Below are 13,407 nucleotides of genomic sequence, written 5' to 3'. Positions count from 1 at the left end.
TGCAAGGAGGACTTAAAAATAAATACTAATCAACTAGGCCGTATAATACTGAATCTATGGCCTTTTGTGGGATGCCAATGTCTTCAATCACGCATTTTTTCTTGTAGATTTCTCTTTCATAGATGCCCTTTTTCATAAGCTGCATGGTTACTATTAGGTCGCTATCGACTACTTCGCCTAGGTCCTGGCCGGTACTTGCATCAAGGCCTGATGGTATGTCTATAGAAATTTTATATTTCATTACGTTATTGATAATGGAAATTACTGTGGCATAAATTCCTGTTACTGGCCTATTTAAGCCTGTACCAAAGATGGCATCTACAATTAGATTTACATTGTTTAGACGTCTTTCCATATCTTCTAAATCTTCTATGCTTTGAACATAAAATATTTCTTCGCAAAGCATCTGACAAGATTCTAGATTTAGGCGAAATTCTTCGCTTGCCTTTTCCACATCTCCTAGGATGTATATTTCTACATCCTTATACCTAGCTAAGAGATTTCTTGCTAGAGCTAGGCCATCTGCCCCGTTATTTCCAACTCCTACAACGATTGCAAAATAACCAAATTTATTTAAATTTATATGCTTAAGTACAGCCAGGCTTGCCCTTTCTACAAGGCTTAGGGCTGGTACTTTTAGCACATTTATAGCATAGGAGTCGATTGCTTGCATTTTTTCTTTATCAACTAAAATCATAATAATCTGTCCCCTTTAATCTAAGATCTTCCCCAAATATTTCATAGGTCTTTGAATTATTACCCAATATTCTAGAAAATATCCTTGGTCCGTAAATTTCTTCTATCAAGGCTTCATCGAGGTTGGATGATAGGATTATTGGAAGATTCTTATTCATCCTCTCGTTTACTACATCAAAGAGATTTGATTGGTCGGTTGATCTATGGGTTTCTGCTCCAAGATCATCTATTATTAAAAGGTCGCATTCAAAGATTAGGTCGTATTGGTTTTCCAAATTTTCTCTTCTATCTTCAAAGGCCCAATAGTAATCATTTAAAAATTTAAAAAGCTTGGTTGATGTCATATAGACTACTGAATAATTCCTATCCAAAAGCTCCTTGGCTATAGAATTTATCAAGAAAGTCTTACCCCTGCCAACCTTTCCTTGGATATAGATATTTCCACTTTGCCTGTCAAAGTTGTCTATATATTTTCTTAAATCAGCTAGGATCATTTGCATATTTTCATAAGGACTTATATTTGCATATTCTGGATATGGATTTTTAGAAAATAGGTTGATATTAAAGGTCTTAAAATTTTCTCTGTTTATGACTTGCCTTATTCCAGATCTTTTATAATTTTCATCTATTATTATCTGCGACCTACATGAACAAATTTCATTGCCTACAAAGCCTGTGTCCTTGCAGAGAGGATGGAAATATTTTTCCTCCATGTAATCTACAGGAAAGCCTGCCTTAAGAAGTTCCTTATGTTTTTCTCCTATTAGATTTTTAAGCTTGTTTTCATTTGCCTTTGTGTCTAGGCCTTCTGCAGCTAGTCTTATACTTTCAAAACCTACTTGCTTGATTAGCTTATCTAGAGCTCTTATCTTTGGGATTTTGTCATAGACTTCTTTTATGGCAGCTTCTTGGCGTCTTCTATTTTCTCTACGTCTTTCTTGTAAGATTAGACTTGCTTTTTCACTTGCCTTCATATTAATCCCTCTGATTTCTCAATCTCTCTAACCTTCTAGCCCTTGCAGTTTGGGCTAAGTTTTCACTGTCACTTACAATGTTTGTGTCAGATTTTCTCCTATAGGTCCTTACAGTCCTTGATTTTTTAAGCTTGTTGCGTTCTTCCCTCATCCTTAACTCATTTAAGCTATTTATGCCTTGGTCTCTCCAGGTTTTTAGATAGCCCATAACGTATTTTACATCTACGTTATTTGCTTCCCTTGCCTGCCTAAAGGCTTCTGTTACAAGCTCTGGATCTTGGTCATATTCTCCTAGGGTTTCGTGGATTCTTGTGATATCTGCTGGAGTAAGTTGTCTATCTATGATTCTTTCAATATTTTCAAACATCATTGACTTTCTTTGAGCCTTGTCAAAGTTTAGTTCATTATCATTTGTAGGTTCGCTTTCTCCAAAATACATCTGCCTTAGGGAGACTATTTCTATGAAGTTTGTCCCATCTGAGGCCTTTTTTTCCCTAAAGATTCCCATATTTATCCAAAAATTGACGGCATTTTCAAATCTTTCATCATCAAAACTTAGCTGCCTTTTAATCTTTGCAACATCGACTGCACCGTCATTGTATATGTCCTTATAAATTAGGAGGTAAACCTTGATAGCATCGCCATCTGCCATCTGAAGATAGGTATTTAAAAACATATTTTCAAAGGGGGTTGTGCCCATATCCAGTTTTAGTTCTTGCATTTCAAAGTTCATTATAATCTTCCTTACTTATTTTCATATTCATTATCTTTGAATAAATTAGGCCTTTTGACATTTCAAAATATCTCTCATCTAGGTCTATGGCTTGGTTTTCAAAGACTTCTCTTGTATAGGAGGTCATTTTAAAACCAGCCTTCTCGTAAGCCTTTATTGCTCTTTCATTAAAGAGGTTGACATCTAAATAGAGGGTCCTATATCTCATTTCATCAAAAAATTTTACAAATATTTCCCTTATGGCTTCATAACCATAGCCCAAAGATACGTAATTTGCATCAAAGACTATTCCTAGTTTGGCCCTTTTTAGGATTGGATTTATATTTTTAAGACCGATGAAGCCTATAAATCTGTCATCTTCTTTTCTTCTGACTGCAAAGTATTTCTTATTTGGCATATTGATATTGCCATACCAAAGCCTTAGTTCAAAATCTGTTAGATTGCCATAATTGTAGCCTATAAGTCTTGGGTCAGAAAAATTGCCCCATTCTTTTAGTTCTAAGGCATCTTCTCTTTCTATTTTTGATAAATATATTCTAGGCATTTTCATCCCTATGGCTTAAATTGATGAAGGTGGTGCATGGTTTGTTGAAGTACAAATCAACCGTACCTGTTGCCCCGTTTCTATGCTTGGCAAAGATTAACTTGGCTATATTTGGCTCTACCTCTTCATCATAATAATCTTCTCTATATAAAAGCATTACAACATCGGCATCTTGCTCTATTGCACCAGATTCCCTCAAGTCTGATAGAATTGGCTTGTGATCTGATCTCTTATCTGCCTCCCTTGATAATTGGGCAAGGGAAAGTATAGGACAATTTAGTTCCTTGGATAGGGATTTTAGGCCCCTTGATATGGATGCTATTTCATTTTGCCTATTTTCTTGTCTTCCATCTGCTTGCATAAGCTGGAGATAGTCTATGACGACTAGGTCCAGGCCCTTTTCTGCCTTTAGCCTTTTTAGTTTTGATTTCATTTCTGATAATCTTATGCCTGGTGTTTCATCGACATAAAGGTCAGTTTCTACAATTTTTTTGGTAGCATCTATAAGAAGAGTCCAATCGTCATCTCTGATTGATCCATTAATGATTGATTCAAGCCCTACTAGGCTTACCATTGATAAAAGCCTTTGGTTTAGCTGATAGATTGACATCTCTAGAGAAAAGAAGGCTACAGATTTGCCTGCCTTGGCAGCATTCCATGCCATGGTTAGGCCTAGGGCTGTCTTACCCATGGCTGGTCTTGCAGCTAGTAATATTAGTTGGGAGCTTTGGAGTCCTGAAAGTTTGTTATCTACAGCTTCAAGTCCCGTAGCAACTCCTGTTATTCTCCCATCTGCCAGGGTTAGTTCGTTGATTTGCCTGAGGGTGTCATCCATGGTATCTGCTACCCTTACTAGCCCTTGGGAGTGGTTATCTTGTGATATCTCAAATATCCTATTTTCTGCACTAGCTAGGATGTCTGACACATCATCGCTTTGCCTGTAGGATTTTTCTATTATATCTTCACTAGCCCCGATTAGACTTCTTAATAAGGATTTGGCCTTGACTGTTTTACAATAAGTATCAATATTTGGAGTATAAAATGAGGAGAGGGTAATCTCAGTGATAAACTCCTCCCCTCCAACTTCTTGTAATATATTTTCATTGGACAATTGAGATATAAGGGATACTACGTCCACCTTTATGTCTTTTTCAAACATGGTGACTATAGTCTTATATATCCTCTGTGTCCTAGAATCATAAAAGTCTACAGGTTTTATAATTTGATTTGCACTATCAAAGCTTTCGTTTTTCTTTAAAATACAGCCTATGATAGCCTGTTCTGATAAGAAGTCATAAGGTAGTGGCCTTAAGCCATCTGTCATTATTCTGCCTCAGCTACCACGTTTACCTTAAGGTCTGCATTTACTCCTTCATATAGTCTAGCGTTTAGTACGAATTCACCTACTCCATCGATTTTTTCGATTTCTTCGATTCTCTTTCTATCTATTTCGATTCCTTCTTTTGCTAGAGCATCAGCAAGGTCTTTGTTTGTTACAGAACCAAATAGTTTTCCATCTTCTCCAACTCTTACTTTTTGTTCGATTGTTAGAGCTTCGATTTTTTCCTTAAGGGCTTCAGCTTCTTTTCTATTTTCAGCTTCTTCTGCCTTAAGTTGTTCTCTCATTTTTTCTAGTTCAGCCATGTTTTCTTTTGTAGCTTTTACAGCTAGGCCTTGTGGGTCAAGATAGTTTCTAAAATATCCTGGTTTTACATCTACTAGGTCTCCCTTTACTCCAACTCTTACAATATTATCTGTTAGTATTACTTTCATTTTTTTCTTCCTCTCTTAAATATTCTTTTATTGCTTTTCTTAACATTTTTTCGGCATTTTCCATGCTCATCTCTAATTGAGTGGCTGCGGCTGTTAAGTGTCCGCCACCGCCAATGCGCTCTAGTATTAATTGTACCGATATATCGCCTAAGCTTCTACCTGATATGTGAATTTTATTGTTAGCCCTTGTAAGTACAAAGCTTGCGAGAACTCCCTTTATATTGAGTAAGTCATCTGCAGCCTGGCTTGCAATAAGAGTAGAACCATCTATTTCTCTATTAAAGTGGGCAATGGCTATAAAATCCTCAACTATAAAGGAATCTGCTATTACCTCTGACTTATATTTTACAATTTCAAAGTCATCTTTAAACATTCTTTTTATATATACTGAGTCAGCTCCCCATCTTTTTAGGATTGATGCTGCCTCAAAGGTTCTTACACCTGTTTGGTAGACAAAATTTTTGGTATCAACTGTTATACCTGCAAGAAGAGATTCTGCTACAGCAGTTCTTGCCTTAAAGTTTTCATCAAGATAAGATAAAATCTCTGTTACAAGCTCTGATGCTGATGAAGCATAAGGCTCTATATAAGAAATAGTTGCATTTTTGATATAATCCTTACCCCTCCTGTGGTGGTCGATGATAAAGATATTATCAGTCATATCTAGTAGTTTAGGTCCTTCTGTAGAGTTTTTTCTGTGATTATCTGTTACTATTATTAATGACTGGGAAGATATCCTCTTAAGAGCCTCTTCTTCGGTCAAAATATTTTCAGTTAGCTCGCTAAGCTCATCAGTAACCCTTGCATACATATTTTCTATTGGTCTAGTTACTTCATTTAAGATAATGTAGGCCTTTTTGTTAATTGACCTTGCTCCCTCATAGACACCTAGGGCTGATCCGAAGGAGTCCATATCAGGATTGTTATGGCCCATGACATAAATATCTGGACTTGATTCCATCATCCTCTTTAGGGCTTGGGAGATGACCCTTGATCTCACCTTGGATGTTTTTTCTATGGCCTTGGTCTTGCCGCCATAGTACTCGTAATTATCTTCAAGTTTGACTACAGTCTGGTCTCCTCCACGAGATAGGGCAATATTTATTGCATCTCTTGAATCGGTATATATATCAGAAGGCTTTTCTCCTGCTAGACCTACACCAATTGATAGGGTAGGCGGAAGAGTATTGCCCTTGCTTATGTCCCTCACCTTATCTAAGATTGAAAACTTATCTTCACGAATATCTCTGAAATCCTGAAACTCACTTATGACCATGAACCTATCATTTTCATATTTTCTTATTAGGCAATTATAGGACTTAAAATATTCATTAATAACCCTATCTATTTCACCTAAAACTTGAGCCCTTTGATCAGATTCAGCAGAGTTTCTAAGGTCGTCATAATTATCTATAAATACCGAATAAAAAACTAGTCTCTTATCTTTAAAGAGTTTTTTAATAGATTCATCATAGGTATTATCTATTCCATAAATAAAGCTTTGGCTTGTTTCCTTTTCCTCATCAAAAATTGTAGAATAGTAAAACTGAATTATCTTATCAGCAATTTTCACATTTTTGGATGTTCTAAGCTCTTCATCATCAAATTCTAATTCTTCAAAGTCAGGAATTATCGAATCTATCCTCTCACCAATTAGCTTATAGTCAGGAAATAAGTCCCTAAAAAATGAATTGTGCCATTTTATCTTCCTATCTTCTTCGATAATTGCGATTGGAAAAGGCATCTCAAAAACTACATTTTTTGTGATAGAATCAAAAGAAAAACTTATATCATCAACATATTTCTGTAATTCCCTATCTCTAGTAGAGTTTATATTTCTTAAAAAGAAAAATAAAACTATACAAATAAGTATGCCGACAGCACCCAAAGTCTTATTATAGTAAAAAACTATTAAAGATGCAATAAGAGGAAAGGCCAAAATCAGGATTAAATTAGCTTTACTAATGAATTTTTCGTTATTTCGCATTTTTCCTCCTTGATCTGAAATCTATAAATATATCTGCAAAACCAAAAAATAATAGTGGGATAAAGATAACTTGAAATAAAATTATCATAAAAAACCACTGAAAGGCTCTTGTTAGGGGTAGGCTTGATTTTTTAAGCATGTAATCAAATAGGCTTAGGCCATTTACAACAAAGATTAGCATGCTGATAAATATAATATTGGCAAGGATATAAATCCTATCTATGCCCATAAAATTAGCCATGAAATATATTAAGGCAAGGATTAGGCAAAGGCCTAACAAATCCTTTGGATTCATCCTTATCTGGTCCAAATCTTTTATATCATCTATGCCCTTATCCTTGTAGGATAGGTAATTTCTGATAAGTTTAGTGGCAAGAACTGCATAAACCATAGCTATCATAGAAATTAGGGATGGATATAAGGCCACAACTCTTTTATAAATATCTATATCAAAACGATATGAATATGCACTTTCTATTAGTCCTTTAAAATCCGCCGCCATCTTGTCAATTGTAAGCTTATTTTCAATCATTTCTAGTTTAAATAAAAATATAAATGTCAAGCTTATAAGGACAAAGGCCAAAAATATTTGGTATTTTGCTGGTATCTTTAAGCTAATTAAGACTACAAAAATCATTCCAAGTAAAAAAAGTGGTATGAGACTTCTATTTATTTGCCCTACTTTTAAAAATACTAAGGCTGTAGCATAAGTAAAGCCCGCCTTAAGAATAGCTGACATAAGGCCCTCATTAAAAAATGTCAGTGCAAAGGCAATTGGAATAATGCCCATAAATATCAGGCTGTATTCAGCTAAATAAAGACTCATAAGGCTTAAGCAAGCAATAAATATAGCTCCTGTAATCTTATTTACGCTTTTTGTTAATGTCATAAAATCTCCATATAAATTAAGCAATTTTACTATTATACTGTACTTTAAATTCCTATTTTAACAATATTTAAAAAGGCTAGACTTGGCAATATATATTAAAAATACAAGCAAAGTCTAGCCACAGCTTTTTATTTAATTTTGCCTAAGCATATGAATGTAGGGATGGGATAAATGTGTTTACGCCAATGTAGGTGAAAACTACGCATATAAAGCCAACTATAGCAAAGATAGCTGCTCTTTTTCCTTGCCAACCTCTAGACCTTCTAAGGTGTAGGTAGATGGCATAGATTATCCAAGTTATAAAAGACCAGGTTTCCTTAGGATCCCATGCCCAGTACCTGCCCCAGGCTGATTCTGCCCAGATAGCACCTGTAATCATTACCATACTCAAAAAGATAAAACCAAAGGCGATAATCCTATAGGCAATCTCATCTAACTTTTCCTTTTCAGCCAGGCCCTTGTTAAAGGAGTTGTCTGAAAATTTATCTCTCAAAAGGTACATGGCAGAAATACCTGCCGCAACAGCAAAGGCCCCGTAGGAAAGAATAGCAAGTGAAACGTGAATAGCAAGCCATTTACTGTCAAGTGCTGGCATTAAAGGTCTGATTGTCTTATCTCTCATAGCTGCATAACCGATTATTAAAAATAAAATCGGACTTACAAAGGTACCCATGGCAAGGAGCTTGTATTTCTTTTCAAAAATCAAATAACAAAGAGCTATACCCCAGGCAAAGGCACTTGCAAATTCGTATTGATTGAAAAGTGGAAGCCTGCCAGCATTTATAGTCCTTACGACTATAGCAAGGGTGTGGGAAATAAAGGCTACCATCAAGATATTTTTACCAAACCTTCCCCATTTTTCAGTTTTATTTACAAATAAGATTATAAATAAAAACATGGCAATCAAATAGCCAAATAAGGCCAGGTAGAAAAGTATATTTTCTACATTTAATAAATTAATCATATTTTTCTTCTCCAATAATTTTTTCTAATTTTTCCTTAGATATCTTATCTTTTTTGCCATATTTTACAAATAGATAAGAAAAGTCATCTTCTTCTACCAGGATGAAATCTCTTGGATTGATGTAGAAGGATAGGAAGAGTCCAATCATTAGTAAGCCTGCTCCTATGAGGGCAAAGTTTTTGCCAGGATCATGGGCCACTTGCAAGAGGGTAAACATCTGAGGGTTATCAATCACAAAGCTATACTCTTCCCACTCTATAGGCTCTCCTGGGTGGTTAAGGCCCATATCTACCCTTTCCCCATCATAGAAAAGAGCATATAGGGCTACAGGATGATGTAAAAATGGTGACTTAGTCCTAGGTTTCATAGGACTAGTTTCATCAAAGTCTGGATAAAAATCTACAAATTGTAGGGCAATTTTTTTATTATCTGCTATGAAAAAGTCACCCTTGTACATAAGTTTTTCTTCAAAAAACTTTTTATCCTTAAATAATTTTGCCTCATAGGCCCAGCCTGTTGAATTTTGGTAGATATTAAATCCATCAAACCTAAAAGGCTTATTGACCATGGTAAGTCCCTCGTCAAGCTTTTTATTATCCTTATCAAGGACTTCTAAGCTTGTTATATATTGGTCAACTGTGTAATCTTCCCTAAATAGTACATCGTATTGGTTAATTTTAATCTTTTTATCAGAATTTTGAAGTTCTAAGACAGTTCCTGGAACTCCATGTACAAATTCATCAAAGCCCTTATAGCGGCCAAAGGCAAAGGCTAAAATTATTACGATTATAGATAGGTGGGTAAGCCATGAGCCCAAATGTCCTATCTTGCCATCAAACTTATAATAGACTTTTTTCCCATCTATCTCTGTTTCTTTTGGATTTTTTATTTTTAAGATTTCAAAAATATTAGAATCTTTTTTTATTTTTTTAAAATCTTGATAATTCTTAAGCCTTTCTTTTATATCAGGTTCCTTAAAGGATTTTTCAAAAATTATCTTGAAGCGGTTTATGCTACAAAACAATAAATTCACCAGCAAAAGAAGGGTTAGTAAAATATACCACCAAGACGAGTAGACCTTATCAAAATCACATAAAATAATGATTTTCCCAAAAGATGGATAGGCTTCTAGGTAGAATCTTGGATCATTTCCTTGAGGAATGAGGGTCCCAATAATAGATGTCAGGGCTATTATTATCAGTAAAATTATCCCAGTCCTCATGGAATAGAAGCTTTTTATAATTTTTTTTATAATTTTTTTCATTTTTTATCCTCAAAGTAAAAGGACTCGTTGGAGTCCATTACTTTTATTCATATTTACTTAAAATTTCCATGCCCTCATCTACAAGAGCTTCGGCTTCATCTAAGTTTTTATGAGCTTTATTTGAGTTATGGAAGCCTTCACCATTTTCTACCCAAACAAAATCCCATTTAAACTGAGCGTGTCTGTGAATCTCGTGTAGTTTATCCTTATCTTCTTTAGATAAGTCGCCTTTTTCGACATGGCTTGCAAATAGGTCGATGAAGTTTTTAAGCTTATCGCTCACTTCATTTGTCCTATCATGTACACCTTGCTGAACTTCTTCAACCCAAGCAATCATATCATCTTCACTCTTACCAGCGTGGCAAGATAGACAAGAATTCTTTATGCCTTCTTTGGATTTAAGTGGACTTGTCCAGTGGTGAGATTTAAATTTATTACCCTTTTCATCTTCTACTATTGGCATGTGACAATCTATACAAGAAAGTCCTGCAGCATCATGGGCTGATCCCATAAAGGTTTCAAACTCAGGGTGTTGGGCCTTAAGTAATCCTGTGCCTGTAGCTGGGTGTTCCCAGTCTTTAAAGTCAATTTCATCGTAATATTTTAGCATATCATCAGTTTCAAAACCGTACTTGTAAGGTAAGATTACCTCTTTAGTTTCTGGATCTAGATAATATTCTACGTGACATTGGGCACAAGATAAGCTGTCAACCTTGGCATTGTTAGAATTAACATTGCCTTCATCAATTTGTTTTCTAAAGTGTTCTCTGGTTACTTGGACTGTACCGATATCATCCATATGGCAATCATAACAAGAAATTGTCTGCATGCCAGGATGGTCTTTAACAAACTGATCGAAATCCATGCTATTTACATCTATGCCGTCTTTCTCAAGGGCTGCTACAAAGTCAGCACTCTTACAAGCAAGACAAGATGCACCTGGCTTAGGTCTTTCGGTATTTATGGCATCTTCTAGAGCATAAACATGGCCTCTTGCCCTGTCGTATTGTTTGGCAAAGCCATAACCATCATAAAATTCTCTAAGATTAGGGTGCTCTTCTAGATAGTCAACTTGGACAGAACCACCAAATTTTGTTTCGCTCATATCTGCATTGGCCTTATATGTGGCAAAAACGCCTGGATATGTATCTTTATAATCTTCTGCTGTTTTAATTTCTTTATCTTGTGAACATGCACTAAGAGCAAGCAGAAGGCCTGAAGCTATAAAAACCTTTGCAATTTTCTTAAACATATGGGCTCCTTTCTTTTTCATACAAGTTCTTACTATTATTAAGAACTATATTGTTAAAATAGACAAGTAAGTTTATTATTAATTTAGTAGATATTTTATTCCAGACTAAATCCGGTATAATAAAGGAACAAATAAGAGGTGTAAAGGATGCAAGATTCAAAAATAAAAGACTACGATATGTCAATCATTTCTGATCCTCACGTACTAGATCAAAGTTTGATTGCTGATACTGAAAATTTAAGAAAAGAATTAAAAATAGAAAGAAAACTTGTTGTCGAAAGCGAGTATTTATTTAAAAAATCCTTGGAAATGGTAGATAAGGCCGCCAGTAGATTTCTAATTCTTTCTGGAGATTTGACCAAGGAGGGAGAATATGTTAGCCACAAGAAGGCTGAAAGTCTGATTGATGAGTGGAAAAATAAAGACAAAAATCGCAAGGCCTTTATAATACCAGGTAACCACGACATAAATTCCAAAAAGGCCTACGATTATAAAAATGATGGCCCTGCCCAAATGACTAGTCCAAGAGACTTCGAAGAAATTTATAAATCTATCTATGAAGATGATTCTATATTAGAATTCTATAAAGATAGTAAAATTTTTAAAGCCTATCTGGCAGATGTCAATGAAAAATATAAGAGGGATGAAAAATATTCCTACTATGCAAATGGCTATCTCTCATACGTTGCAAGAGTTAAAAAAGAATATAAGTATGAAAACGGTCTAACTATCATAATGATTGATAGCTCAATATATGCAGCAGATATGGAACAAAAGCACAGAGATGGAACATGCAATGTAGTAGGATCTATTTCAAAAGAACAGCTCAGATGGATTGCTGATAAGATTGACGAGGCCAAGGCCCGCAAGGACATGGTAATAGCTGTAAGCCACCACGCCTTTATCCCTAATTTTAGAAACCAAGAGCTAGTATTTTCTCCATTTATAATTAAAGAATACAAAACTAAGATAGAAGATGCTGATCCTAGATTAAATAATAAAACTCCTATAGAAGTCTTAGCTGATAATGGCATAAAATTCATCTTTACCGGCCACTTGCACGAAAATGGTACAGCCAAGTTTACAACAGAAGAGGGAAAGCTTATCTATAATATCCAAACAGGATCAACCATTACCTATCCCCTACCAATCAGGCACCTAAAGATAATCAATAAGACTGGCGAAAGCCACGGTTTTGAAATATCTGTAAAGACTGAACTGATTAGGGACTTTTCTTATGTAGATGAAAATAAAAGAGAAAAATTTGTAGATGATGCAACTATATATACCCTCGAAAATCAACTTTCCCTAAAGGAAGTAATATCAAATTATATAAGAATCCAGGCCAATAACCCAAGGCTTGAGGACCTAGATATAAAAAAGGAAATAATCAGGCAAATAAATTCCAATATGGATACCAAGCTTCCTTATAATAATTATATGGATGCCTATGTATTTCCAAAAATAAGCCGCTTCTTCCCAATGAGAAAGCCTTTTGTGGGCAAAATAGAACTTGAAGAGAAAAATGGCAAACACAAAATTTTAATAAAGGCTATTGGCAATAGGATTCACATAAAATCTGACAATATAGAACTAGCTTTAGATGAGATTTTAAAACAGATAGATAAGAAAATCCTCTATCCACCCCTTCTTATTTATTTTATAGAAAAAATCCTAACAAAAGAATTTAAGATGCCTATAGATAGCAATGGTCACACCTTCTATGATTTTGCCAACTACATCTACCAATATCGTTCTACAGACAATGATAGGCCTGACTACGTAGATGCCATGATAGCTAGGCTTAATGATAAGTCTTACAATATTATTGATGAACTAATTGATTATGCTGCAGATGAAATAAATGAGGCCTTTGACTATGTAACTAGCCACATAGTTTTTGAGATTGATGGATCTAAGGATAAATTCTATGATATGTTAATTCAAACCGAAGGGATTACTTCCAATCTTTTTTATAAACACATGAGGTCAAAGATTGATAATCTAAGAGATTTCCTAGATTTCTTCTCAAGATTTATCACAAAAAAAGCACACATAAATGGTGTAGACTTAGCCAAAAAAGTCGCTCATTCCCATTCTGTTAGGAAGGTCAAGATGGATGTAAGCGATATGATGTTTGGCCAAAGATCACTTCGTAAGTTTATCACTGATATGATCGGTGAGATGAGCGAAGATATGGCAAAAATTTACCAAAATGACCAGGACAATGATGTAGATTACTATTTCAACTATATAGAATACGAAGATTTTGAGACAAATCAAAACTACCAGCTTAGCTGGTAGTTTGCACAGCGCCTATAAGGCGCGAAT

General features: G+C 35.0%; 12 protein-coding genes. 1 reads left to right on the top strand and 11 read right to left on the bottom strand.

Features of this window, described 5'->3' with window-relative positions; translation table 11 throughout:
- Positions 1 to 25: 25 nt before the first annotated feature.
- From RRB46_RS09485 to RRB46_RS09435, 11 genes are all read right to left on the bottom strand, one after another.
- Positions 26 to 697 (bottom strand): NAD(P)H-hydrate epimerase, encoded by a 672-nt coding sequence (locus RRB46_RS09485; RefSeq protein ID WP_297688777.1) that lies wholly within the window; start codon positions 695 to 697, stop codon positions 26 to 28.
- Positions 684 to 1,670, bottom strand: coding sequence for an ATP-binding protein (locus tag RRB46_RS09480; RefSeq protein ID WP_311538348.1), 987 nt, complete (start codon positions 1,668 to 1,670; stop codon positions 684 to 686). The genes RRB46_RS09485 and RRB46_RS09480 overlap by 14 nt, the downstream gene beginning before the upstream one ends.
- A 1-nt stretch (position 1,671) precedes the next feature.
- On the bottom strand, positions 1,672 to 2,403 hold the full coding sequence (locus RRB46_RS09475; protein ID WP_311538347.1) for a DnaD domain protein: 732 nt from the start codon (positions 2,401 to 2,403) through the stop codon (positions 1,672 to 1,674).
- Positions 2,393 to 2,947, bottom strand: a complete 555-nt coding sequence (locus RRB46_RS09470) for a GNAT family N-acetyltransferase (protein WP_297688782.1) — start codon at positions 2,945 to 2,947, stop codon at positions 2,393 to 2,395. The genes RRB46_RS09475 and RRB46_RS09470 overlap by 11 nt, the downstream gene beginning before the upstream one ends.
- A complete protein-coding gene (gene dnaB / locus RRB46_RS09465) occupies positions 2,940 to 4,271 on the bottom strand; it encodes a replicative DNA helicase (protein ID WP_296128223.1) in 1,332 nt (443 codons plus the stop codon). The genes RRB46_RS09470 and dnaB overlap by 8 nt, the downstream gene beginning before the upstream one ends.
- Entirely contained in the window at positions 4,271 to 4,720 is a 450-nt protein-coding gene (gene rplI, locus RRB46_RS09460; RefSeq protein ID WP_296128225.1) for a 50S ribosomal protein L9, read from the bottom strand. Before rplI ends, dnaB begins: the two co-directional genes overlap by 1 nt.
- On the bottom strand, positions 4,698 to 6,707 hold the full coding sequence (locus RRB46_RS09455) for a DHH family phosphoesterase (protein WP_311538346.1): 2,010 nt from the start codon (positions 6,705 to 6,707) through the stop codon (positions 4,698 to 4,700). Before RRB46_RS09455 ends, rplI begins: the two co-directional genes overlap by 23 nt.
- Positions 6,697 to 7,596, bottom strand: a complete 900-nt coding sequence (locus tag RRB46_RS09450; protein ID WP_311538345.1) for a hypothetical protein — start codon at positions 7,594 to 7,596, stop codon at positions 6,697 to 6,699. The genes RRB46_RS09455 and RRB46_RS09450 overlap by 11 nt, the downstream gene beginning before the upstream one ends.
- A 142-nt stretch (positions 7,597 to 7,738) precedes the next feature.
- Positions 7,739 to 8,560 carry a c-type cytochrome biogenesis protein CcsB gene (ccsB, locus tag RRB46_RS09445; RefSeq protein WP_311538344.1) on the bottom strand — a complete coding sequence of 274 codons (822 nt, stop codon included), beginning with the start codon at positions 8,558 to 8,560 and terminating at the stop codon, positions 7,739 to 7,741.
- Positions 8,553 to 9,824, bottom strand: a complete 1,272-nt coding sequence (locus RRB46_RS09440) for a cytochrome c biogenesis protein ResB (RefSeq protein ID WP_311538343.1) — start codon at positions 9,822 to 9,824, stop codon at positions 8,553 to 8,555. Before RRB46_RS09440 ends, ccsB begins: the two co-directional genes overlap by 8 nt.
- Before the next feature lie 43 nt (positions 9,825 to 9,867).
- Complete coding sequence (locus RRB46_RS09435) at positions 9,868 to 11,076, bottom strand: ammonia-forming cytochrome c nitrite reductase subunit c552 (protein ID WP_311538342.1); 1,209 nt, start codon at positions 11,074 to 11,076, stop codon at positions 9,868 to 9,870.
- A gap of 147 nt (positions 11,077 to 11,223) precedes the next feature.
- On the opposite strand from RRB46_RS09435, the gene RRB46_RS09430 reads away from it, so the two are divergent.
- A complete protein-coding gene (locus tag RRB46_RS09430) occupies positions 11,224 to 13,380 on the top strand; it encodes a metallophosphoesterase (RefSeq protein ID WP_311538341.1) in 2,157 nt (718 codons plus the stop codon).
- The last annotated feature ends 27 nt before the right edge of the window (positions 13,381 to 13,407 follow it).

Origin of the sequence: uncultured Anaerococcus sp., from assembly GCF_963512375.1 — a bacterium.
Classification (GTDB): Bacteria; Bacillota; Clostridia; order Tissierellales; family Peptoniphilaceae; genus Anaerococcus.
This window is presented reverse-complemented; position numbering and strand designations above follow the sequence as displayed.

What these genes read in the sequence shown, in the direction of transcription:
- RRB46_RS09485 (WP_297688777.1), bottom strand. Translation starts at nt 697, where the DNA reads ATGATTTTAGTTGATAAAGAAAAAATGCAAGCAATCGACTCCTATGCT.
- RRB46_RS09480 (WP_311538348.1), bottom strand. Translation starts at nt 1,670, where the DNA reads ATGAAGGCAAGTGAAAAAGCAAGTCTAATCTTACAAGAAAGACGTAGA.
- RRB46_RS09475 (WP_311538347.1), bottom strand. Translation starts at nt 2,403, where the DNA reads ATGAACTTTGAAATGCAAGAACTAAAACTGGATATGGGCACAACCCCC.
- RRB46_RS09470 (WP_297688782.1), bottom strand. Translation starts at nt 2,947, where the DNA reads ATGCCTAGAATATATTTATCAAAAATAGAAAGAGAAGATGCCTTAGAA.
- dnaB (WP_296128223.1), bottom strand. Translation starts at nt 4,271, where the DNA reads ATGACAGATGGCTTAAGGCCACTACCTTATGACTTCTTATCAGAACAG.
- rplI (WP_296128225.1), bottom strand. Translation starts at nt 4,720, where the DNA reads ATGAAAGTAATACTAACAGATAATATTGTAAGAGTTGGAGTAAAGGGA.
- RRB46_RS09455 (WP_311538346.1), bottom strand. Translation starts at nt 6,707, where the DNA reads ATGCGAAATAACGAAAAATTCATTAGTAAAGCTAATTTAATCCTGATT.
- RRB46_RS09450 (WP_311538345.1), bottom strand. Translation starts at nt 7,596, where the DNA reads ATGACATTAACAAAAAGCGTAAATAAGATTACAGGAGCTATATTTATT.
- ccsB (WP_311538344.1), bottom strand. Translation starts at nt 8,560, where the DNA reads ATGATTAATTTATTAAATGTAGAAAATATACTTTTCTACCTGGCCTTA.
- RRB46_RS09440 (WP_311538343.1), bottom strand. Translation starts at nt 9,824, where the DNA reads ATGAAAAAAATTATAAAAAAAATTATAAAAAGCTTCTATTCCATGAGG.
- RRB46_RS09435 (WP_311538342.1), bottom strand. Translation starts at nt 11,076, where the DNA reads ATGTTTAAGAAAATTGCAAAGGTTTTTATAGCTTCAGGCCTTCTGCTT.
- RRB46_RS09430 (WP_311538341.1), top strand. Translation starts at nt 11,224, where the DNA reads ATGCAAGATTCAAAAATAAAAGACTACGATATGTCAATCATTTCTGAT.